Below are 22,465 nucleotides of genomic sequence, written 5' to 3'. Positions count from 1 at the left end.
TCCAACCTGGCCTGCCGACGCCCAAGCTGCCGTCAAACGTCAACCCGTCTGCGCAAGGTAGGAAAAGTAAGCGGGACGTCGGCATGATGCCGCCGCCCGTCAACTTCGTGGAAGAAGTTAGTCCCGGCCGAGTTGCTAACTTATTTTCGATAGAATCGAGCTTGCTGCCGCTCGTCTATCGGCCTTGCCGGTACGTCCAAGCGGCAAAGCTTCGACGACATGGATTTGATCAGGGATCTTGTATTTTTCGATTTTTGTGGAGGCCCAAGCGCGCAAGTCTCGATCGGTAACATTGGTTGGGGAGCGTAGGACGACCATCATGTGCAGCGCCTCGCCCAGATCGGCATGTGGGACACCGAAGCACAGTGCGGCGGCTACTGAGGGGTGCTCGGCAAAGAGATTATCGATTTCGAGCGGAGCAATCTTGTTCCCTCCCCTCGAAATGATCTCCTTGGATCGACCTATGAGTTCTACCAGCCCATCATCCCGTATCCTTGCCAGGTCGCCTGTCTTGAAGTACGCGCCCTCAAACGAAACATCCGTCAAGCTTGGATCGTCGAGGTAACCGAGCATTCGAGAGGACGTCTTGATCCGAAGTTCTCCCTCTTTCTCCGATCGGGAAAACTCAGCCGGGACCAGTTTGAACTGCACGCCGGGGACTGGGCGACCAATGGTACCAAGGCCGATGTATTGATCCGAAGGCGTTAGACAGAAGTCGCAGGATCCGGTTTCCGTCAAGCCAAACAGATCGAAGTATTCCGCTGCCGGAAAATGCTCCTTGAGCTTACTCGGAAGCGTCAACCCCAGTGACTCCCCCCCGGTGAGGATCTTGCGCAATTTGGAAGAGTCCAGTTTGGGACCTGCCACGATCAGCTTGAGCATCGTGGGGACGACTGCAAGCGTCGTGCAGTCGCGCAGCAACCCGCCAACGGTGTCCATGGAGAATTTCGGTAATAGGACGACACGAGCACCGCTCGCGAGGCCCAAGAAGGTGACCCACATTCCAAAGATGAACGTGAGTTGTAAGGGGCAGAGCACGACGTCGGTTCTCGTAAGTGGCAGGAGCCCGGAGAGCATCTCGAGCTTCGCTATGAAGCCTTCGTGCCCAATCACCACTCCCTTTGGCACCCCTGTGCTGCCTGACGTAAAAACGATAAGAGCCGCATCATTAAGCAACGGCCTATTCGGTGGCACACCTTCCGCAACTGACGTCACGGAGCTCGCAGCCACCGAAAAGCGCGCTCTCGTTCGACGCGCGACCATTTCACGAGTCGATGCCGCCGCCCCTACATGCACCGGGACGGCGACCGCGCCGGCGGCCCAGATCCCCAGGAAGCCGATGACATCCGTTGGCTCGTTACCAATTTGAAGGATGATCGGTTCAGAGCGTGTAGCTCCAGCGTCTCGAAGTTTGCTCGCGAGCAGCGAAGCCTCGCGAGCAAGTTCAGAGTGGGTAAACTTTGAATCGGCGCCTTCAAGGCCAATGTCGTTGCCTGATTGACGCAGGATCCAATCATTCAAACGCACTGTCATTGGCTGCGGCTCGGAAAGCGGCTGTCACGCCAAGTCAAGGCCGCCTTCAGACCCTGCGAGCGGGCAATTTCCATGAACTGGATCTTGTCAGGAGAGCCACCGCCCTCAATCTGAAGATCAATGTCAAGCGCGGCATCGAGCGCTTCCGTGAGCCCGCGCATTTCGAAGGACTTGTTAAGCGCGCGCTTCGTCTGCTTGACGAGATCGGGATCTATCGCAGCGATATGCTGAGCTACCCCTGCCACAACTTCTTCGAGCTTCGCGTCCGCGACAATGCGGTTCACCAGACCGAGCTGGTACGCTCGGTCGCAGGAGATTCTATCCTCTCCTGTTAGAATGATCTCCTTTGCCACTTTCGGGCCAACTAACCACGGAAGAAGCATGACGACGATACCCGCGCCAAACTTCAGCTCGGGCTCTCCGAAAAATGCTGTTTCGCTAGCGATGGTGATGTCGCAAGCCATCATCAGCTCGAACGCGCCGGCGAGACACGCGCCTCGCACGCTCGCAATCGTCGGCTTTGGGCTTCGCCAGAAGCGCATGACGACGTCAAAATCTTTCTGAAGCAGAGGACGCCACTGCGTGACGCCGGTCGGCCGCTTCTCCATCTGTTCCTTGAGGTCGAAACCGGAGGAAAACGAAGTCCCGCTGCCGCTCACCACGATCGCTCGCACTTCGGCATCCGCTTCCGCCGCGTCCATTGCCAACATGATTTCCGCGAGCATCTGGCCATTGAGCGCGTTTGTCCTTTCGGGACGCGTTAGAACGATGTGCGCCGCCGAGTCGACGCGTTGATATTGGACGTACGCTAGGTTCATTGACCGTCTCCCTTCATCGGCGTCCTTGGGCAAGCTTTTTTGATTCCGGCATGCGGCGAAGCTGCAACATCGCGATTGTGCCGAGAAACGGCCCAATCGCAAGTACAGAAAATGCGAGATGCCATCCAACCATTTTGACAGCGAATGGCATGGCCTGGATGCTTACAAGAGTGATCAGGAAACCGAGACTCGTTTGAAGAGTGAGCATCGTTCCACGGAGCGGCGCGTCACAAAGCTCCGCAACCGATGCGGAGAATTGCGCTGAGTCCGCGATCACGGCGACCCCCCATATGACGCCGACCAAGATGGTGAGAATGGGCGATGCCCCAAATGTAAAGCCAATCAGAACCGCGCAGCAACCGCTTACCATCATGGAGAGGCTGGTTACGGCTGTTCTTCCCCATCGGTCTGCCAACCAACCGCCCACCAAGGCTCCCACGGCTCCCGATCCGATTATTGCGAACGTCACAAGAGTAGCGCTGACAGGAGATTGCTGTTGTGCGTCCGCAAAGCTCGCAAGGACAAACGAACCGATCCACGACCACATTGCGTAGAGCTCCCACATGTGACCGAAATAGCCAAAATTCGCCGTCCGGACCGCCCGGTTTTTCCAACCCTGCAAGATATGGGACGCTTTGAACTTCGGCGCAGCCCAGACGTTTGGGCCAAGCCCGACAAAGCATATTGCAACGGCCGCCAGCAAGGTACTGCAGCCAGCCGCCACGCAGGGGACTGTCCAATCCGTAGTAGCCACAATGTGAGGAGCGGCGGAGCCCAAAGTAAGTCCGCCGACCAAAAGGCCGATGAGCAAGCCCAGGTCCCCCGTGGCCCAAGTGGATGCGATGGCCATGCCTACGGGGTAGACGCCGGCCATGCAGGCGCCCGTAATGAAGCGCAGTACGAGCACGAAGAGCGAGGTCGGCTCGAAGAACACGATCGACAAGGTGGCTATGGCAGCGGTCAAAGCCGATCCGGCAAATACCTTTCGCAAGTCGACGCGATCCGGAAGTGCGAGCACGGCGCTGACGAGTGTTCCAACGACAAAGCCGGCCTGAACGGCATTCGTGAGCATTGCCTCATGTACCAACGAAAGATGCCACGAGGCCTTGATGACATTGATGGACGCGCTCGTTGCAAACCAGGTCGACATAGCCGCTATCTCTGCCACCAGCAGCATAGCGAGCGAGACGTTCTTCGAGCCAGATCGAACCAACGGACCCCGCTATTTTACTAAAGGACAGCCGCCTTGATCCATTGGACGGAAGGCTTCGTCTCCCGGGATCGTGGCGATGAGTTTGTAGAAGTCGTAGTCCATCTTGGACTCGCTGGGCTTTTTCACTTCGAACAGATACATGTTATGAATCTTGCGACCGTCCTTTCTGATCGATCCCTTGCCGAAGAGATCGTCTTCCGTCGGCATCTGCTTCATCTTCTCAACGACAGCCGTTCCCGAGCGCGCCTCTTCCTTGTCCATCGCTTCAATGGCCTTCATCCAATGCAACATGGACGCGTAGACGCCCGCTTGGTTCATGGTCGGGTAACGTCCCTCGTTGCGGGCCGCGAAACGCCTGGACCATGCCCGGGTCTTGTCGTTGAGATCCCAGTAAAATGCTTCTGTAAGAAGCAGACCCTGAGCGGTTTGCAGGCCCATCGACTTGACGTCCGAGACGAACACCAGAAGACCCGCCAGCTTCTGGCCTCCGGCGGTCAATCCGAACTCTTGCGCTTGCTTTACCGACGTCACGGTGTCGCCGCCGGAGTTTGCCAGGGCGATGATCTGTGCCTTGCTGCTTTGTGCTTGGAGCACGAACGAGGAGAAGTCCGTCGTCTGGAACGGAGCGAGCACCTGACCGACAACCGTGCCGCCTTGAGCCTTCACGATGTCCGTCGCATCGCGCGCGAGCGCGTGCCCGAAGGCATAGTCTGCGGTCAGGAAATACCAGGTCTTGCCGCCCGTCCCGACGACCGCCTTTGCGGTACCGTTGGCGAGGGCCCAGGTGTCGTAAGTCCAGTGAACGTTGTTCGGCGTGCAGGCTTTGCCAGTGAGGTCTGAAGAACCGGCCGCGTCAATCAAGAACGTTTTGTCCTTGTCTTTAACGAGCTGCGAGATAGCCAAGGCTACAGAGGAGGTGGGAACGTCGACGACCGCATCAACCTTGTCGATATCGAACCATTTCCTGGTGATGTTGACGCCGACATCCGCCTTGTTCTGATGGTCGGCCGCGAGCACCTCGACCTTGAAACCGCGCTTTTCCGGGTTGAAATCTTCAACCGCCATCTTCGCAGCGAGAACCGAACCGGGACCGTCGATGTCCGCATACACGCCCGATTGGTCGTTTAGAACGCCGGCCTTGAAGGTTGGCATCGTCTGCGCATTTATGCACGTCGGAAGCAACGCGAGAGCCAACGCGCACACCGTAGTCTTCATCTTACCCTCCCTTGAGTTTGTTTCATCAGCGGCTTGAGCTCGTACTTCGAGTTGCTCGAAGGTTAGCCAGGGAATGGCCGCTCAATGGCAGTGTCGGCGTGTGCCGACAGTATTCCGCGCGACGCAATGAGAAGTCGCATCGTCAATTCGAAGCGCCGAGGCCAGCTTTGGAAGCTCCAACCAGGATGGTCGTGTTACCGTGGGCAAGCTTGCCGTTCATCATGTCCTGGTGAGCCTGACCAACTTGATCAAATGAGCGCACCTCTCCCATGCAGGGAACAATTCGCTTGGCGATTACGAGCTCGTTGTAGGCCTTGGCTTGCTCGGTGTTCGTGCCGTGGGAGCCCTGCAGCCGCTTTTGGCGAACCCAGTGGTATCGAAGGTCGACCACGGCCGAGTAGCCGGTCGTCCCCGCGCAGATCACGACCATGCCACCCGCGTTGCACACGAAGATCGAGGTAGGAATCGTATCCTCTCCGGGGTGCTCGATAACGATTTGCGGGCTGCGCTTTTCGCCCAGGATGTCCCAAATCTTTTTGCCGAATGCGCGCGCTTGCGCCGTCCAGGCCTTTTGCCCTTTGTCGTCGGTCCAGTGCGGGGGCTGACCCCAATGATTGAATTCTCGACGATCGATGAATCCGATCGCCCCCAGCGACTTGCAGTATTCTCCCTTCTTCGCATCGGAGACCACCGCGATCGGCAACGCGCCGGCTTCCTTGGCGATTTGGACGGCCTGTGACCCGACGCCTCCGGAGCCGCCCCAAACCAAGACGACATCCCCCTCTTGAACCGTATGCCCCTGCCAACCATGGAGCATTCGATAGGCCGTGGTTCCGACCAACGTGGGAGCCGCAGCCTCCTCCCAGGTGAGATGTTTTGCCTTCGAGAGGATTTGATGATCGTAGGCGAGGCAGAACTGCGCGAATGAACCGAAGTTCGTGTTGTACCCCCAGATTTGCGCACTGTTCGCGAGCATCGGATCACGGCCGGCAAGGACATCCGGATCATTAGGATCCCAAAAGCCCGGATGCACGACGACCTCATCGCCGACCTTGATGTTTGTGACCCCTTCTCCCACCGCGTACACGATCCCGGAGGCATCGCTTCCACCGATGTGAAAGTCGTGAGGAGAACCCTGGGCCCTCCGAGCAGCAATTACGTCGATTGGGACTCCGCGGGCCGCCCAGACGTTGTTGAAATTGAGGCCGGCGGCCATGACCGCGACCAGGACTTCTTTCTTTCCGGGCCTAGGCGTGTCGATCTCCTCGATCCGGAATGCCTTCACCGGATCGCCCAACCGATCGCTTCTGATGACCTGCGCATGCATTCGCCGGGGGACGATGCCTACTGGTGGCAATTCACCGACCGGAACAGCATCAACCATGCTTGTTTTCCTTCCCATCGAACGCCCATCGCATTGGACACGGTGCCTTCTGCCGCGCCGCTACGGATTTCGGGAATGAAACCTAACGTCAAATATCTATTTGTCAAACAAATATACGATTAAGGTGCTTACTCTTGTGGAAGGCGCGGCTTGCCGCTACTGCTACCAGTGAAACTCTTGACTGGAATCAGAGAAGGTAGATGGCGAAAGCGGTAGACCTTCAGGTCGATCTGGGCGACGTGGTAACAGCCAGTGCCGCCAAGCAAATTGCGGAGAATATTCGGGCCGCGATCCTTCAAGGCAGGCTTAAAGTCGACGTCCGACTGCCGTCGGAGGACGAGCTGGCTGCGAAGTTCAACGTATCCAGACCGACGATTCGCGAAGCGTTGAAGCGCTTGGCGGCCCAACATTTGATCAGGTCGCGCCGCGGTCCAGCCGGTGGAAACTTCGTCACGGCGCCTGCGCCGCCGGAAGCGGGACGTTCGCTTGCCAATACGACCACGCTCATGGTGGCGGTCGGCGACATCAACGTCGATGAAATCGTGACTGCGCGACTGGAGCTTGAATCGGTCTGCGTCAAATTGGCATGCGAACACCGCACCAACGATCAGTTGGAGCTTATGAGGACTGAACTTGAGTTGCAGAGGAAGGGAAGCCTCACTGACGAGGAGTTCTGCGAATCCGACGTCCGGTTTCATCGCGCCATTGTCGACGCTAGCGCGAATTCCCTCATGCAATTTCTGATGCATTCGGTCATCGAAGGCCTTCAGCCAATCAGCAATATGATTATTTTCCGTGTGCGAGAGCGACAAGAGATCGTCGCGTTTCATAAGCGCATCTTTGCGGCCATCGCCGATCGCAAGAAGACGCTCGCCGTCGAGGCATTGACCGAACTTGCCGCTTATACCAGGGATCGTCTTGCAGCCGCGATCGAAAGGCGCGGCTGATCAACTGACCTCGAAGCCCCCGCGTTCTCAGCTGTGCCTACCGTAAATCACATCCGGCCATATTGATGGTGCAGTCCGCCCAGGATCGGGCGGCGGACGATAGTCCCGGCCCACTCGACGCCGCGGGGGATCGGGGCATCCTGGTTCAATGACAAATGAGTGCGCGTCGCGTTGTAGTGTACGACAGCAGAACGTGGCGCAGATGGCGTTCGCCGAGGACCACGACATGATCGATGCATTCCCTCCGGATTGAGCCGATCAACCGTTCTGCGTAGGCGTTTTGCCAGGGTGAGCGGGAAGACGTCGGGCGGTCTCGAATGCCGATCGACCGAACCCGGCGGACAAAGATCTCGCCATAGCTGGGAAGTCCGCGCTAAATAACCCTCTTTCAGTTTGCGGCTGGTCGAGGGCAGACCGTCGGACGGCGTGCCTAGTATAGACGATACCTAGAGTAAGGTCAGAGGTCCGTCGAAGCCGTCCAGCCCGTCTAAAACCGTGTATTTGAGCGTGCTTGGTACGTCCAACTCGGTATCACGTCCCTGCCCTACACCCACTTCTACTCTGCAGCGTGAAATAGCTTTGCTTCGCGTCGAGCGCGCCGGTGAAGGCGGGCAACAAAGTCGTGCCGGCGCGGGCGTGACCATCTGAGTTGACGTGAGAGGGAAAGGCGCTCGCAGGGCCGGTGATATCTTCCAGCGAGCTGATTCTCCAGTCTCGTCGTGACGATGCTCCAAACTCACCCGAGACTGCCATCGCAGACAAATTCAGTGTAGGATGTAGTCCGATCAGGGAGGCATGGCGATGCCCAGGGAGAACTACGTCGCCAAGCAGCAGCGGATTGGCCAGCGCCTGACGCGCGCGATGGCCAAGGCCCACATTGATCGCAGGGAGCTCGCCGAACTGACGGGCTACAGTGAGGCACAGATCGTGAGCTGGGAGCGCGGGCGAGCAGAGCTCTACCCGATCGAGCTGATAAAGCTGTGCCATGCGCTCGACGTGATGCCGGAATGGCTACTGTGCTGGGAGCGTCGCGTCCACTGATCACCGAACCTGCGGAGTATCTGTTCGGAAGCCTCTGGCACCAAGTGATGGAGGAAAACATGCATACCATCAGATTGGGCTTCGCATGCGCATTGGCTGGAACCTTGATGGCCTTCAGCGCCGCTTCGCTCTGTGCGGCACCGTTACCGACTAACCTGACAGCGATGAAATCGCTGGTTGCCGACAGTTCGATCCAAGTCCGGTGGGGCGGCTGGCGCGGCGGCGGCTGGGGATACAGAGGAGGCTGGGGACGAGGTTGGAGTTGGGGAGCGGGCGCTTTAGCCGGTGCCCTAGTCGGTGGCGCGATCGCAAGCAGCGCTTACGGCTACTATGGCGCCCCGTACTATGGCGGCTACTACGCCGGCTATAGCAACTATCCAGCATACGTCGGTTATGGCCCCTATTACGATTACGGTCCTTGGCAAGCAATCCAGGAACCTGGGATCGCCCGGTTCTACAGGCCTTACGGACCCTGGGGCTATTGGTGAGCTAGCCTCTCGCAGCCAAGTGCCTTTGCGTAAATTTTTTCGGCGAAGGAAAATCGCCCTCGTCCACCACGACGCGAAAGCCCGGTGGCCACCTACCAAGGCCACCGGGCGACCCGCCAGTATCAATCGGTAATCAAACGCCTGTAGCTTGAAGGGTGGATCAAACAAGTCTGTTCGCTGGCTGACACAGCGGCGCCGTTCAGCTCGCACTGTGGGAATTAGGACACGGCGCCGCGCGCGCTTAGCGAATCGCGCTGACAATGACAAACGCGAGGCTGCTGACTACCGAGACTGCGATGAATGTGCCGGCGGCCAGGTCCCAAAGTTCAGTTCTCGTTTGTTCGTCCATCTCGGGGGTTCCTCCCGTCGGGGCCTCCAGCCGGCAAGATCTAACCCGCGGCCATCGATGTGGTTTCCGGCGCCGGTCGCCTCATGCCAGCGGCTCGTGCGAGATTGGCTCTCGCCACATCAGCGAGCACAGATCGATAGCTTGTGGCGGCTTGCAATCACCTTCCGGCGGCCTACCATGGATTTGCGTAGCTCATCCTGCAGGAGCGGAGCCATGGAACTCACCGTGGTGCCCATCGTCAAGCCGGACGCCGCCAACTTCATCTTTGGCCAGTCGCATTTCATCAAGACCGTGGAAGACCTCCACGAGGCGCTGGTGGGCGCGGTTCCGGGCATCCGCTTCGGGTTGGCCTTCTGCGAGGCCTCCGGTAAGCGGCTGGTGCGCTGGTCGGGCAATGACGAAGCCGCCCTCGCCCTCGCACGCGACAACGCATTGGCCATCGGCGCCGGCCACGCTTTCCTGATCTTCCTGGGCGACGGATTTTTTCCCGTCAACGTGCTGGCTGCTGTGCGCGCCGTGCCGGAGGTCTGCCGCATCTATTGCGCGACGGCCAACCCGACACAGGTGATCGTCGCACAAACTGAGCTGGGCCGCGGCGTGCTCGGCGTGGTGGATGGCGCCTCGCCGCTGGGTGTCGAAGCCGACGCCGACATTGCGTGGCGGAAAGACCTGCTGCGAAAGATCGGCTACAAGCTGTAGTGGGAACGGTGCAGCCCTTCGGACGAGAACGGTACCGTGCGCGTGGACACGGTACTGGTGTGGAACCGGTCGGGTACCGCTTCCGAACCGATTGGTGCCGAAAAAACCATTGCGGAGCCGACGCACCGCGATGCTGGCAAGCTCCGCCCCGCAGAGCGTTTCACTGTCTCACGCACTGACTCCATGTTCCACGATCGATGATGGCGGCAACTTGCGAGAGCAGCCCCGAGGCGCGGATTGGGACCGAGTTACTTACTTAAGTGGCGCAATCAGCGACCGCGGTGCTGTCCTCTTGCCTAACCCGACCACACATTAACGGCTACCCGAACAATTCGGCAGCAAGGAATATCCAGCGCCTTTTGGGGTTGGCTAGATCTCCGCCTGAACTCGGCCGGAGCTGGCGGATCCTGCGCTCATCAGCGCCCGAGCCGCGTGCTCTTTTCGTATGAAGTGCTTAACAAAGGACGACGTCTGAGTATTCCGAGAACCTGGTTTTCGCACTCGTAGGAGCCATAAATGCTGACGGCCGCACAATGCCAAGTGCTCGCACGCGAATATAAAACGCTCGCGCAAGCCCCCGGAGTTTCCAAGAATCGCGCGTCCATACTGAAGAACATTGCGCGAAGCTTTACCGGCCTGGCGAGTCAGCTCGATCGGCTCGCGGCCCAGATGAGAGACGAGGCAGGCCGCCTCGATCGCGAAAGCGGTCGACCGAGGTGGTGCAAATCGCAATAGCGGGGGGCAGAACAATGAGGGTTCTTGCCGCGACTCTTACCATGCTTGTTTCAAGTGCTGCGGCTGAAGAGTGCCAGAGGTGCTCAATGGCCGACGCCCGCCGTTCACCTGTATCGGGCGGCACGCGCCGGAGCCGCGGCCGTGCTCGCAGCGAATGCAGCCGCATCAACACTCGATCCCGTCTGGTTCCACCGCGTGAGTCGTTGAGGCGGATTGGTCAGCGCCATTGACTGATAAATTTGCGGCCGGGCAGACTTGATGACCGGAAAAAATCGGCGCAGGGTTTCAGCTGCTGATTAAGCATCTATCGATCGGGGTCGTTATGATGACCGCTACGTCGATAGGCCGGATACTCGTTCCGTTTGTCGCGCTTGCCGCCATAGCGCTTGTTGTGGCCGTCAAGGATGTACCGCGCGAGCCGGCGGTTGAGGCGAGTCTCGCACCCACGGCGTCGACGCCCTCGTATCCTGCATCCGGCGCTCCGATTGAGAGCTCGCCTGCGCTCACGGCGACGGAGACTCAAACAGCCGCCGGGGCGGCTGCATCTGCCGTATCTCCAGCCTCGCCGGTCACTGATCCGGTCACGGATAAGTCTGTGCCCGTCTTCGACATCGCTCGCATTGAACCAACGGGCGACGCGGTTATCGCCGGTAGAGCGGACCCTGGCGCGATCGTGGACCTGTTGCGCAGTGGCGAGCGTCTTGATCGAACGGTCGCGGATTCATCTGGACAGTTCGTCATGGCCCCGCTCCTGCCCCCCGGGAGCTACGAGCTGACGTTGACCGCCAGATCACTGGACGGCACGCTGGCAACGTCGAAACAGGGTGTCGCAGTCGCACTCGACGAAGTGAGGTCCGACTCTGGCGCGGCCCGGTCGCGCGCCGACGCGCCGCCGCTCAATGCTGCAGAGACGGTGACGACGCAGGGGTTACCGCTGGATCACACCGGTAAGTCTTCTCAAGCGCGTCTGTCGCCACAACCCCGTTTGCCCGCCGCGAAACTGCTGGACAATGCTACTTTGCAGCGGCCGCACATGTTTGCCGCCGCTCCTTCAAATGGACGTTCATTGTCCCCCTTGGTCGCGCACCGGAGTTTGACCCGGGTCGTATCCCCTGGTGACAGCCTGTGGCGGATCAGCCGCACCACTTACGGGGCGGGCACGCAATACATGCTCGTGTATAGGGCGAACCGAGAGCGGATCCGAGATCCAAATCATATCTATCCCGGCCAGATCTTTGTCCTTCCCATGAAGGCGCACTGAAACGCCGCGATTTGGGGCCTGAGTAGTCTGGGAGCTCGCGATGACGATTGACAGCACCATATTTGGCGCGATTACGATTGACGGAAAGACGTATGAGCACGATGTGATCGTTCGCCTTTCCGGCAAAGTGGTAAAACGGAAAAAAAATTTATCAAAGAAGCTCTATGGCACCTCGCACGTGCTTTCAGAAGATGAGGCAAAATTTCTCTTCGAAAAGGGGTGCGACCAAGTCGTCATTGGCTCGGGTCAGATGGGCAACGTGCGTCTGTCACCGGAAGCTGAAGCCTATTTCGAAAGAAAGGACTGCGAAGTCTTGTTGAAACCGACACCCGAGGCGATCCGGACATTCAACCGGTCGCGCGCGAAGAGGATCGGGCTCTTTCACGTGACCTGTTGAGGGATACGCGCTAGCGGAGCCATCTCGGACGCTTGTTCGAAGGCCTGTTGTTGCGGCCAGGTTGCAAGACGGCACGGATTGGCGCGCCTCCTGCGCAGTGACGTGTGACTGTCTTTCACCTCCGACAACTAAGGCTTGCTCTTACTCCGTCGCTCGCACACCTCCTCTTCCCCCCGGAGAACCTTTGTCGTGCACATCGTCGCCGTGCCTCACGCCAAAGGGCCTGCTCACACTGGTTGTCACAACATTTTTCTTGATCTCCCGGTGCACACGTCGTGCACACGCCGCCTTCCAATGCACGCGCGCCATGAAGCCGCGGAGTTGGCAGAGTGTCGCTAGGTGCGAACGCTCGCCAGGTAATGCTTCGCGAGTTTAGCGATACGTTTGGCTTCCAGGCCAATCTCGCGCAATTGCCCGGTAGGAGATGCGGTAAGGCCGCAGAAATACAACCCAGGCTCTTTCGTCGTCTTTCCCGTCTCCACGGGTTTTCCGTTTTCGTCCAACACATCATTCGCATCCGAAAGCAGTTGCCGCAGATCGGGGCGGAAGCCGGTCGCAAGTATGACAGAATCAAACTGCTCTGCACTGAGGTCCGAGAAGACCACGCCGTCGGGCGTGAAACGATCGACGCCCCTACGCACCTTGATCGACCCGTCTCTGATCTTTGCCAGTGTACCGACATCGAGTAATGGAACTCGTCTGTCCTCCTCGACCATGCGGCGAGGTCTTTTGCCGGCGCGGCGCAATCCGAACCGCTCAATTGGCCCAATGGCCAAACGTATGATCGGCTCGTTGACGTAATCGACAAATTTGGCCGGCAGGCTCCGTTGTGCGATTGCCCAGGTCAGAATTGGAATGCCCAATAGATCGCGGGGCAGGATTTGAACCGGACCGCGCACCGCCAAGGTGGTGTCGATCCGAGCGACCGCGAGATCGAGCGCAATTTCACCGCCGGAATTGCCAAATCCAACAACCAAAACGCGCTTTCCCAAATAGGGCGAAGCGTTACGATATTCGCAACTATGGATGCAGTCTCCGCGGAACGCCTCCGATCCGGGCCAAAACGGCCGGTAGGGAAAATCGGCCCATCCGGTAGCAACGACCACCACCTCCGCTGACACGGGTACTCGAGTTGTTTCCACACACCACTGCAAACCATACCGCCTGATGCCAGTTACTGTGGTGTCGAAAACAGGCCGGATGCCAAAGTGCGCCGCGTAACTCTCCAAATAGGAAACGACTTGTGTTCGCGAGGGGTAGGTCGGAAAACTGCGTGGCATCTCCATTCCGGGCAGACCCGAATGGCTGCTATCCGTGTGGAGATGAAGGCGATCGTAGTGACGTCGCCACGTTGAGCCGACCGCGTTTGCCTTTTCCAATACCGTAACGTCTATCGCCTGAGCGCGCATACTAGCCGCACAGGCAAGGCCAGCAGGACCGGCACCGACAATAATTGCACTCGGATTCTTCATGCCCGCCTCCGGATGGGCGACCTCAGCATTCTTCACCGTTGCGCTGGACGGCAGCCCCCTACCCCACCGACGAGACGAAGGCAGGTCTGCTCGCCACCGCCGACAAACAAACGAGATCAGCTTCTCGTTCACAGGTCGCTGCCCTGCTCTCGTCAATTCGACGTCAGCATGACGCCTCGGACCGCCTGCTCACTAGGAAATCAGAGCTCTCGCTGTGTCGAACGCTGCCCGATCACACGACAATCCTCGGACCGAGGCGGCCTCGATTGCGCTTGCTTACGCCAGGGAATCGTAGCGCTTGACACAGATGTCGGCAACTTCGCTCGGATCGCGCTCGGCCCAATCGTCGGAAAAGACCTCGATCTCGTAGGGGCCGCGATATCCGCTCCGCTCGAATTCGCGCACGACGTTCGCGACATCGGCGGCGCCGTCACCCGGCATCGCCCGATCCTGCACCGGATGCCGGGTCGGCACGCGCCAATCACACAGATGAACCGTTGCGATCGCCGAAAGGTCGCGTCCTCGAATATGGGACAGAAGGCCTGGGTCCCACCAGCAATGAAAAATATCGAACACGACCGACACGCCGTCTCCGATAGAATCCCGGAGCCTGAAGGCCTGCGACAGGGTGTTGATGCAGCCGCGTTCGGCCGTATGCATGGGATGGAAGGGCTCCAGCCCAATCCGCACATTGGTTGAACGCGCGTAGTCGGCCGCCGCCCGCAGGACGTCGGCGACACGCTTGCGGGCCTCGTCAACGCCGGCCCGGGAGGGCGCGGAACCTCCGCTTACGAAGACGACGCAAGCCGCGCCTATCTCGCTCGCTTCGTCGATGGCCCGGCGGCAGTCGTCGACAGCCGCCGTTGCGCCTTCCGTATCAAGCCGCCCGACGTCACCTGTCTTGCACAGGCTCGGCACCCAAAGGCCCGCGTCCCGAATCATCGCGCGCGCGGAGGCAAGGCCTGCCTCCGCGAGCTTGTCCCGCCAGATGCCGATGCCGGTCGCACCGGCCCTCGCATAGCCATCGATCGCCTGCGACAGCGACCAACGCGGGGTCGTAATCTGGTTGATGGCCAGTCGCGAGCGATCCATGGCGGCGATGGTCGTCAGATCAGATTATCGCAGATCGTGATGGTGCGACTGACGATCCAGTCCTTGTAGATCTCGCGCACGTAATCCAGCCCGGAGTTCTTGAAGTGGCTGTCGAGCGACTGGCTGTCCTTGTAGGCCTCGACCAGGAAGACCTTGTTGCCTTTCTCCTGCGGAATGAGGACGTCAAACTGCAGGCACGCCTCCTCCCGGCTTCGCGTCCGGCGCGCATGGCCATGAATGAGCGTCAGAAACTTGTCGCGATGCTCGGGCTTGATCTCGAACTCGACCACAAGCATGATTTTCTTTTCCATTTCCGGTAGTTCCTTTCCTCGTTAAGTGGACGTTTTAGCCGGCGCGGAGAGCGTCGATGTTGCGGACATTGGCTACCCGCTGGATGTATTCGGAGCTCGGCGCTTCATAGAGAAGATGCCGGCTGACATGCACGCCCGTCAGCTTGTGCATCGACACCATCATTTCCGCCGCCTTCACCAGCAGGCTGTAACTGTCGAGCAGCGGCACGCCGCCGAGCTTGAATATTCCGCGTTGCGCCAGCAGCGTCGCCGGCGGGCCAGCCGGAATGACGACTTCCGCACCATTGTCGATCGCACGCCGGCTGGCCGCCAGAATTTGATCGACGCAGCGGTCGCCGAGCTTTTCGTCGACGAAGACGTCGTTGAAGCCGCGGATATTGTCAAACTCGATCGCCTCGACCGAGGCGAGCCGGTCCCGCAAGCCGTAGCCGATCGGGATTTCACGATATCGCGCGGTCATTTTCCGGTTAGGGACGACGAGACCGAAACGCTCTCCCATCGTGCAGGAGATGAAGCAGCACACTTCCATGAAGGAGACGACGGGAATATCGAGCATTTCGCGCAGCTCGACCAGCGCCGGGTCGAGCGAGTTCGCCAGCACGAACGCGTCATAGCCTCCCGATTTGCGAACGTTGAGCGCGTTAGCGATGATCTCGCGTACATCATAGTGCCAGAACAGCCGGAACTGGTCGCCGAGCGCACCCTCGGTGGTGCCGCGCACCTCCACTTTCGTGCCGGGCGCGGCAGCACGATCGCAAAGCGCCTGGGTGGCGCTGATGAAATCCTTCATTCCGGATTCCGAAGAGACGAGCTGGTACCAGAGTTTCATAAATGCTCCCTACGATGATTTGGATTGGTTGCGGTGGATGACGAGCGTTGCGGTGCAGGCGTTGCGATCGATGGTGAAGCGTTGTGTCAGGGGTTCGCTGAGCCCGATCAATCGATTCAGGATTGCAAGCCCCTGCTCTCCCTTGGCGACCATGGGCAGGCCCGTGGTGTCCTCGATACCGGTCAAGAGATCGATCGGATGGAAGACGAGACGGGTTTCAGCCGGGCCGAATTCGCAGCGAACGACAACCGTCTCCCAGAATTTGCGGTTTTCGAAGAAGCCGCCGCCTTTGCTGCGCAGCGCATAGGCGTCCTCAAGGCTCGCGTCGCGATCGAGCCCGAGCGCCTCATAGAAGTCGGCAGGTTGCTGGGGAAACAGATAGGGCTGGAAAACGAAGGCGCCGAGGCTGTAGAGGATCGGCCGGCCATTATAGACCTCAACGCCGCGCAGCACATGCGGGCCATGCCCGATCACGATATCGGCCCCGGCGTCGATCGCGGCGCGGCTGAATTCGGTGACGAACGCCGGCGGCTCCTCTTGCGTCCGGTCGTATTCGTGCGAGTGAATGCTCACCACGACCCAATCGGCTTGGCTTCTCGCCTCCGCGACGGATGCGCAGATTTCAACCAGATCGACCAGATTGCAGCGTGAACGGACCGCGAAGGCTTTCGCCTGCACGAACCGATTGCCCATGAAGTCGAGAGCGCCATCGGCGGCGCCGCGGTGTTGCATTGGGCCTTCGCGATGACCCCTGAGGGGTCTTGCGGGAATTTCGGCAAGCAGCCGTTCCAGCGCCTTGAAGGCTGTATCGTCGACTTCATAGACCGTCTCGAAGCGAAGCGGGTTCACCCCCGGCCGTCCCAAGGCATCGGCGCGCTGATATCCCGCAGGCGCCTGCGGCAGAAATGTCGAGGTCGCGGCGATCAGCGCACATCGCCCCGACGACGTTTCGAGATAGCTCGGCGCCCGCGCGGCCGCGAGATGAAGGCCGGTGCCGGCGTGAGTGATCTTCAGCCGATCGAGCGCCTGCCGTGTGCTCGCCACGCCGCCATGGCCGTAATCGCTGGTGTGATTATGGGCAAGCGACGCGAGGTTGACGCCGAGCCAGTCGATCTCCTCCGCGAGATGCGTGGGGGCTGCCGCCCACGCACCCTGGCATTGCGCGGCCGGCGCGCTGTCGTAGTCGTGCAGCAGCATCTCGATATTGCCGAACCGGGCCTCGCCGGCGCGCAGCAGGCTTGCGACTTCGAGAAAGCCGGGATGGCTTTCGTCGCGCAGCCGCTTCGCCAGATAGACGTCGCCGACGGCGGTAAGGCAGAACGTCGAATTCACTCGGTCAACTCCAGAACCGGAGCGCGATGACTTTTCTTCGAAAGCCCGCTCGCTCCATCTTGTTGTTTGAGCATGATCTTTCTCGGAAAGCCGGCATCCACTCCTCCGGACCGTGCTCGCTCGTCGTGTCCAGTTGATTCACGGCTTCCATTCGCGCGCCATGCGCCGGACCGCTTCCTTATCGAAATCGTTGATCTCTTTCAGAAGCGAGGGCGTCCAGAGCTTGTCGATATCGAGCGGCTGCTTCAGCACGCCGCCGTCGATGATCAGCTGCATATAGCCTGCGATCTGATCGCGGCTCGCATTGCCGATCAAACCGTCAACCACGGTCACGTTCTTCAGCCGGGCTCGGAGCGTGGCAAGGCTCAATCGCATCGCCTGCTCGTCGGAACTGCCGCGCGCCCTGGTCGCCGGGTAGACCTTCCAGTGAATGCGGACTGCGGCTTCCGGGTTTTCTTCCGCGAAGATCGTTGCCTTGGCCACGCCGCGACCGAGCTTCACGAGCACATCCCGATGCTGCTCTAGATAGCTGCGCTTGGTAAAGATGGATGACTGAAAGCCCACCCGGTCCGGCGAAGCGGCGTCGCTCTCGAGCTTGCGCATCGGCGTGCCCTCCGCCTCGATCAGCGCGTAAAGGCCATCGAACAGCGCCAGCGCGTCGACCCGTCCGGTTTTCAGCGCATAGGCTGCTTCCGCGCCCTCGCCGACGGCGACGAATTTGATGCTGTTGGGATCCTTGCCCGCCTGCTTGACGAGGGCTTTGGTGGTCTGCACCTGGGAATTGCCAAGCGACTGCAGGCCGACGGTTTTTCCTTCCAGATCGCCCACGGTCTTTACCGGGCTATCCGGCAGAACCCGCGGCATGCTCTGGAAGTTCTGGATGAAGGTGTAGAACGCGACCAGGTTGGTGTCGGGATAGGCCTGCAACAACGAGAACAATGCGGTATTGGCGGTGAAGGCGACCTGAGCCCGGTTCGCATCGAGCGCCTGCGCCGCCGTGTTGGCCCCGCTCAGCGCCAGGATCGTGACGTCGAGCCCCTCTTCCTTCCAGAACAGCGTCGCGGGAATCGATGTGTAGTATGCGGTCAGCGGCTGCAGTACCGCCGTCGGCATCGCAACGGTGATCGCTGTCTGCGCGCGCAGAGGAACTGCCGCGACGAGCCACAGCAAAGCGGCCGACATTGTCGAAATCCCGATCGAGTAGACGCGACCGTAGCAGAACATGGTTCCTCCCCTGTTTTTGATGGACTTGACGCGAGGCTGCTCTACGGCATCGCGCTCACGTCGTTCGCCCAGAACGAGACTTTCCTTTCGAGAAAGCTCATCAACGCATTCAGCAGAATGCCCATGAGCATCAACAGCGCCAGGCACGCATACACGGAAGGAACGTCGAAATTGGCCTTGGCTTGCAACATGACGTAGCCAAGTCCCTTGTCGGTGCCGACGAACTCGGCGACCACGGTTCCGATCAGGGCAAAAATCGCGCCGATATGGAGGCCGGCGAAGATGTAGGGAATGGCGTGCGGAAGGCGCAGCCCGAAGAACATCTGCATGCGCGTGGCGCCAAGCGACTTGAACAGCTCGTAATGGTTGCGGTCGCGGATCTTGAAGCCCTGCAGCGCATTGATCATGATCGGGAAGAAACAGACGACGATCACGATCGTCATTTTCGAGAGGTCGCCGAAACCGAGCCAAAGCACGATCAGGGGCGCAATTGCGATCTTGGGCAGGCTTTGAAAAGCGACGATGAAGGGCGTCAATATCTTCTCGAGAGCCGGGATCGTGGCGAGAAATCCGGCGGCGCCGATCGCGATCGCCGCGCCCAGCAGGAAACCGACGAGAGTCGAATAGGTCGAAGACAGCACATGTTCGAGAAGGAAGCCGGATTTGAAGCCGTCCCACAGAACGGACACGACTTCGCTCGGCGCCGGCAGGATGAGGCGGGAGACGTGGCCGCCCCTGGCGGCATATTCGGCCAAGCCAAGCAACAGCACGACCAGAATGAACGACGAGAGCCGGGTCGGGATATTGAATTGAGGCCTTGGCAACGACGGAGCCTCGCCGGCGGCGACTTTCCGGTCCTGATGTGTATCCGAAGTCACCGACATCAATGCATCTCCTCGGCAGGATCGCGCTGTTCATCCAGCAGGGCCCGGATTTCAAGGGCGTAGCGCCGGAACTCCGGCGACAGCTTGTCGGCGGCACTTCGCGGCCGCGGCAGGTCGATCTTCAGCTCGGCGACCACGCGGCCCGGGCCGGCAGACAGAACGAGAATGCGGTCCGAGAGCAGGACGGCTTCGTCGATGTCATGGGTCACGAAAAGCACCGTCTTGCGGTTCTTCTGATGCAGTCTCTGCAGTTCGATGTTCAACTCCTCGCGCGTCATGGCGTCGAGCGCGCCGAACGGTTCATCCATGAAGATCAGCTCGGGATCATGCAGCATGGCGCGCGCGATCGATACGCGCTGCTGCATGCCGCCGGACAGCTCGTGCGGATATTTGTTCGGCGCCCGCGACAGCTTCACCATGTCGAGCAATTGCAGCGCGCGTTGCCTCGCTTGCTGCTTGTCGAGGTGAAGAATGTTCGCGGGCAGCATCACATTTGCGAGCACCGTCTTCCACGGCAGCAGCGCGGCCGACTGGAAGACGAAGCCATAGGAGCCGGGCCCTACCGGGACGTCGGTTTCCCCCAGGCCGACATGTCCGCGCGAGGGCGATACGAGCCCGGCGCACATCTTGAGCAGCGTCGTCTTGCCGCAGCCGCTGGGACCGACGAAACTCACGAACTCGCCGGCGAAAACTCGCGTCGTGACTGGCGCGAGCGCGATCGCCGACGTGCCGTTCGCGAGCATATAGGTCTTTTCGACGCGTTTCATATTGAGCGCGACGGGCGTCTGCAAGCCCTCGGTCATGAGCGGTCCTCGATCCAACGTTTTCAATTCCTGGCTTCAGTTCTCGAAGCGTCAGTTCCCGGCGTTTCAACTCTTGGCGGTGAAGAACTTGGTTCCGTCGAAAAACCGGTTCGGCCGATTGAACACTGACAGGAAGAGAGCGCCGTTCGGCGCGCGCGCAATATGCATGTTGCCGCCCGGACGCCAGACAAAGTTGCCGGCCGCAACCACGCCCTCGTCATCCTCGAGCGCCCCTTCGAGCATGAAGGTCTGTTCAAGGTCGGTGTGTTCATGCAGCGGCACGACGGCGCCCGGAGCCAATTTGAACAGGATGGTCGAGCGGCCTTCATTGTCTTTGTAGAGGATCTTCATTTCGATGCCCTCGAAATCGGTTGATTGCCACGGCATCGACCGCGCGTCGACGAAGTTCGATCGCAACTGGGGAGCGTTAGTGATGGGAGAGTTCATCTGACGGCCTCTTGACCGGGTTTGTGGAATCAAATTCCTCGACGTCGAAGCTCACATCGGAGCGCAGCGTCGGCAGCTGCGACCGCGTGCTGGCGACCGCGGAAAGATCGATCGTCGCCGTCGCAAGGCCGGGCGATTGACCGCTCTCGGCGAGGATCTCGCCCCAGGGATCGACGATCATGGAGTGGCCGAACGTCTGCCATCCGCCCGGATGCATGCCGCACGTCGCGGGCGCCACGACAAAGCATCCGTTCTCGATCGCGCGCGCCCGCAACAAGGTGTGCCAATGGGCTTTGCCGGTCGCGGCCGCAAACGCCGAAGGCACCATCAGGATGTCCGCGCCCGAGCGCGCAAGCGCGCGATATAATGAGGGAAACCGCAGGTCGTAGCAGATGCTGAGGCCAAGCGTGGCCGAAGGAAGACGGACGACCACCGCATGCCGGCCTGCGCGATAGGAGCGCGATTCCAGAGTCTCCCTTCCGTCGGGCAGGATCGCGTCGAACATATGCAGCTTGTCGTAGGTCGCAACACATGCGCCTTCCGGCGAAATCAGATAGCTGCGATTGGCGAGGCGGCCGGCGTCGTCCTCCGACTTCACGACAATACTGCCCGCAAGCAGCCAGACGCCGGAATCTCGTGCCGCAACCAGCAATCCCTGCAGGCCCGGATGCTCGTCTTCCGGCTTGGCCGCGGCCCGCATCGCAGTTCCGCTCCGATGCAGGAAAGTGCAGAACTCCGGCAGCGCGACGAATTGCGCCCCGCCTACCGCCGCCTGCCGAATGAATTCAGATGCCGTCGCGACGTTTGCCGCGAGATCGTCGCCCGGATTGAGTTGCACGCATGCGACCGTGAGTCCAGCCATTGGATCAGTTCTTTCCAATGCCAATGATCGCGCGCGCCTCTGCCGGCGAGGCCAGCGTCCCCCCGAGCGAGTGGACGATTGCGGCGGCTTTCTCCACGAGCTGCGCATTGGTCTTTGCCTGCACACCCCGATCAAGAAAGAAATTGTCTTCCATCCCGACGCGCACATGGCCACCGAGCAGCACGGCTTGCGCGACCATCGAAAATTCCGAGCGTCCGACGCCGAAGGCCGCCCAGTTTGCGCCATGCGGCAGCGCGTGGCTCATCAGCATCATGGATTGCGGCGTCGCCGGCGCGCCCCAGGGAATCCCGAGCGCGATCTGGAAGAAGGCGTCCTCATCGACCAGCCCGTCGGCGATCATCTGGCGCGCGAGCGCAAGATGACCGGTATCGAAGATCTCCAGCTCCGCCTTCACGTTGGCCTGCCGGATGCCCGCCGCGATAACCTTGATCTGCGCCGGCGTGTTGATCAGCGCGCCGGCGCCGAAATTCAGCGTGCCCATGTCGAGACTGCAGATTTCCGGCTGAAGCTCGATGATGTGCCGCACGCGTTCGGCCGCCGGCCGCACATTGGAACCGGGCGCCGCAGCGTTTACCGCGGTGATGTCGGGCACGAAGCGCGCACCCGGACCGGTGGTCAGGTTGATCACGACGTCGGTTTCGGACGAACGAATCCGCTCGACCACCTCGCGATAGAGCGCGAGCTCCATGCTCGGCTTGCCCGTCGCGGGGTCACGAACATGAAGATGCACGATCGCGGCACCCGCCTTCGCCGCCTCGATCGAGGATTCGGCGATCTGCCGGGGCGTGACCGGCAACTGCGAATAACGACCGGCATTGTCGTCACCGCCGGTAACCGCACAGGTGAGGATCGTTCTGCTCTGCATATCTCACTTACGTCATTTGATTCATACGTCTGTATGAACTAAAAGCTATTTGATGAATTTGCAGGCAAAAGTCAATAGCCGCTGTCCCGCGGGGTCAGGGCAGCCCCCGCAGCGCGAGGACAAGATAGCGTCAGGAGCCGTCAGTCTCGATGGCGCATCGACGCCCGGACGCGCCTGCTTGCCGCGACAAAGCGAAGCGGCACCGCGCAGGACAATCGCGAGCGATACAGGTCTGCGGCGCCA

Annotated in this window: 23 protein-coding genes; 6 read left to right on the top strand and 17 right to left on the bottom strand. The window is 60.1% G+C overall.

All coding sequences use genetic code 11. The features are described from left to right. Positions 1-135 precede the first annotated feature (135 nt). The 5 genes from QOU61_RS14705 to ccrA form a co-directional block, all read right to left on the bottom strand. Positions 136-1,533, bottom strand: a complete 1,398-nt coding sequence (locus QOU61_RS14705; protein ID WP_289659554.1) for a class I adenylate-forming enzyme family protein — start codon at positions 1,531-1,533, stop codon at positions 136-138. Beyond that, complete coding sequence (locus QOU61_RS14700; protein ID WP_289659552.1) at positions 1,530-2,351, bottom strand: enoyl-CoA hydratase/isomerase family protein; 822 nt, start codon at positions 2,349-2,351, stop codon at positions 1,530-1,532. The genes QOU61_RS14705 and QOU61_RS14700 overlap by 4 nt, the downstream gene beginning before the upstream one ends. 13 nt (positions 2,352-2,364) lie before the next feature. Beyond that, positions 2,365-3,528, bottom strand: a complete 1,164-nt coding sequence (locus QOU61_RS14695; RefSeq protein ID WP_289659550.1) for an MFS transporter — start codon at positions 3,526-3,528, stop codon at positions 2,365-2,367. A 45-nt stretch (positions 3,529-3,573) separates the two neighbouring features. Beyond that, positions 3,574-4,779, bottom strand: coding sequence for an ABC transporter substrate-binding protein (locus tag QOU61_RS14690; RefSeq protein WP_289659548.1), 1,206 nt, complete (start codon positions 4,777-4,779; stop codon positions 3,574-3,576). A 142-nt stretch (positions 4,780-4,921) separates the two neighbouring features. Continuing rightward, positions 4,922-6,163, bottom strand: coding sequence for a crotonyl-CoA carboxylase/reductase (gene ccrA, locus QOU61_RS14685; RefSeq protein ID WP_289659546.1), 1,242 nt, complete (start codon positions 6,161-6,163; stop codon positions 4,922-4,924). Positions 6,164-6,363: 200 nt separating this feature from the next. Here ccrA and QOU61_RS14680 point away from each other — a divergent pair, with 200 nt between their 5' ends. Continuing rightward, positions 6,364-7,110, top strand: coding sequence for a FadR/GntR family transcriptional regulator (locus QOU61_RS14680; RefSeq protein WP_289659543.1), 747 nt, complete (start codon positions 6,364-6,366; stop codon positions 7,108-7,110). 145 nt (positions 7,111-7,255) lie between these two features. Here QOU61_RS14680 and QOU61_RS14675 read toward each other — a convergent pair whose 3' ends face one another. Further along, entirely contained in the window at positions 7,256-7,372 is a 117-nt protein-coding gene (locus tag QOU61_RS14675; RefSeq protein ID WP_289659541.1) for a hypothetical protein, read from the bottom strand. Between the two features lie 539 nt (positions 7,373-7,911). Between QOU61_RS14675 and QOU61_RS14670 the strand changes: the two genes are divergently transcribed. From QOU61_RS14670 to QOU61_RS14650, 5 genes are all read left to right on the top strand, one after another. Next, positions 7,912-8,151 (top strand): helix-turn-helix domain-containing protein, encoded by a 240-nt coding sequence (locus QOU61_RS14670; RefSeq protein WP_289659539.1) that lies wholly within the window; start codon positions 7,912-7,914, stop codon positions 8,149-8,151. Further along, positions 8,118-8,639: a hypothetical protein gene (locus tag QOU61_RS14665; RefSeq protein ID WP_502876927.1), complete on the top strand. Its 522-nt coding sequence runs from the start codon at positions 8,118-8,120 to the stop codon at positions 8,637-8,639. The genes QOU61_RS14670 and QOU61_RS14665 overlap by 34 nt, the downstream gene beginning before the upstream one ends. A 562-nt stretch (positions 8,640-9,201) precedes the next feature. After that, positions 9,202-9,687 (top strand): adenosine-specific kinase, encoded by a 486-nt coding sequence (locus QOU61_RS14660; protein ID WP_289659537.1) that lies wholly within the window; start codon positions 9,202-9,204, stop codon positions 9,685-9,687. A 1,330-nt stretch (positions 9,688-11,017) separates the two neighbouring features. Continuing rightward, a complete protein-coding gene (locus QOU61_RS14655) occupies positions 11,018-11,683 on the top strand; it encodes a LysM peptidoglycan-binding domain-containing protein (protein ID WP_289659535.1) in 666 nt (221 codons plus the stop codon). Between the two features lie 40 nt (positions 11,684-11,723). Then, positions 11,724-12,080 (top strand): Mth938-like domain-containing protein, encoded by a 357-nt coding sequence (locus tag QOU61_RS14650; protein WP_289659533.1) that lies wholly within the window; start codon positions 11,724-11,726, stop codon positions 12,078-12,080. Positions 12,081-12,415: 335 nt separating this feature from the next. Here QOU61_RS14650 and QOU61_RS14645 read toward each other — a convergent pair whose 3' ends face one another. The 11 genes from QOU61_RS14645 to QOU61_RS14595 form a co-directional block, all read right to left on the bottom strand. Continuing rightward, positions 12,416-13,552, bottom strand: a complete 1,137-nt coding sequence (locus QOU61_RS14645) for a flavin-containing monooxygenase (RefSeq protein WP_289659531.1) — start codon at positions 13,550-13,552, stop codon at positions 12,416-12,418. A 276-nt stretch (positions 13,553-13,828) separates the two neighbouring features. After that, entirely contained in the window at positions 13,829-14,644 is an 816-nt protein-coding gene (locus QOU61_RS14640) for a sugar phosphate isomerase/epimerase family protein (RefSeq protein WP_289659529.1), read from the bottom strand. 14 nt (positions 14,645-14,658) lie between these two features. Next, complete coding sequence (locus QOU61_RS14635) at positions 14,659-14,955, bottom strand: putative quinol monooxygenase (protein ID WP_289659527.1); 297 nt, start codon at positions 14,953-14,955, stop codon at positions 14,659-14,661. A gap of 34 nt (positions 14,956-14,989) precedes the next feature. Beyond that, on the bottom strand, positions 14,990-15,745 hold the full coding sequence (locus tag QOU61_RS14630) for an aspartate/glutamate racemase family protein (protein WP_289659525.1): 756 nt from the start codon (positions 15,743-15,745) through the stop codon (positions 14,990-14,992). A 48-nt stretch (positions 15,746-15,793) separates the two neighbouring features. Then, positions 15,794-17,116 carry a CapA family protein gene (locus QOU61_RS14625; RefSeq protein ID WP_289659523.1) on the bottom strand — a complete coding sequence of 441 codons (1,323 nt, stop codon included), beginning with the start codon at positions 17,114-17,116 and terminating at the stop codon, positions 15,794-15,796. 138 nt (positions 17,117-17,254) lie between these two features. Further along, positions 17,255-18,340: an ABC transporter substrate-binding protein gene (locus QOU61_RS14620; RefSeq protein ID WP_289659521.1), complete on the bottom strand. Its 1,086-nt coding sequence runs from the start codon at positions 18,338-18,340 to the stop codon at positions 17,255-17,257. A 41-nt stretch (positions 18,341-18,381) separates the two neighbouring features. Then, positions 18,382-19,224 (bottom strand): ABC transporter permease, encoded by an 843-nt coding sequence (locus tag QOU61_RS14615; RefSeq protein ID WP_289659519.1) that lies wholly within the window; start codon positions 19,222-19,224, stop codon positions 18,382-18,384. After that, positions 19,224-20,027, bottom strand: coding sequence for an ABC transporter ATP-binding protein (locus QOU61_RS14610; RefSeq protein WP_289659517.1), 804 nt, complete (start codon positions 20,025-20,027; stop codon positions 19,224-19,226). The genes QOU61_RS14615 and QOU61_RS14610 overlap by 1 nt, the downstream gene beginning before the upstream one ends. 66 nt (positions 20,028-20,093) lie before the next feature. After that, entirely contained in the window at positions 20,094-20,474 is a 381-nt protein-coding gene (locus QOU61_RS14605) for a cupin domain-containing protein (RefSeq protein WP_289659515.1), read from the bottom strand. Next, positions 20,455-21,336 (bottom strand): carbon-nitrogen hydrolase family protein, encoded by an 882-nt coding sequence (locus tag QOU61_RS14600; RefSeq protein WP_289659513.1) that lies wholly within the window; start codon positions 21,334-21,336, stop codon positions 20,455-20,457. The genes QOU61_RS14605 and QOU61_RS14600 overlap by 20 nt, the downstream gene beginning before the upstream one ends. 4 nt (positions 21,337-21,340) lie before the next feature. Beyond that, positions 21,341-22,222, bottom strand: a complete 882-nt coding sequence (locus QOU61_RS14595; protein WP_289659511.1) for a beta-keto acid cleavage family enzyme — start codon at positions 22,220-22,222, stop codon at positions 21,341-21,343. Positions 22,223-22,465 lie beyond the last annotated feature (243 nt).

It is taken from the genome of Bradyrhizobium sp. NP1 (genome assembly GCF_030378205.1).
GTDB lineage: Bacteria > Pseudomonadota > Alphaproteobacteria > Rhizobiales > Xanthobacteraceae > Bradyrhizobium.
The sequence above is the reverse complement of the archived record's forward strand: the minus strand, read 5'-3'. Positions and strand labels throughout refer to the sequence as shown.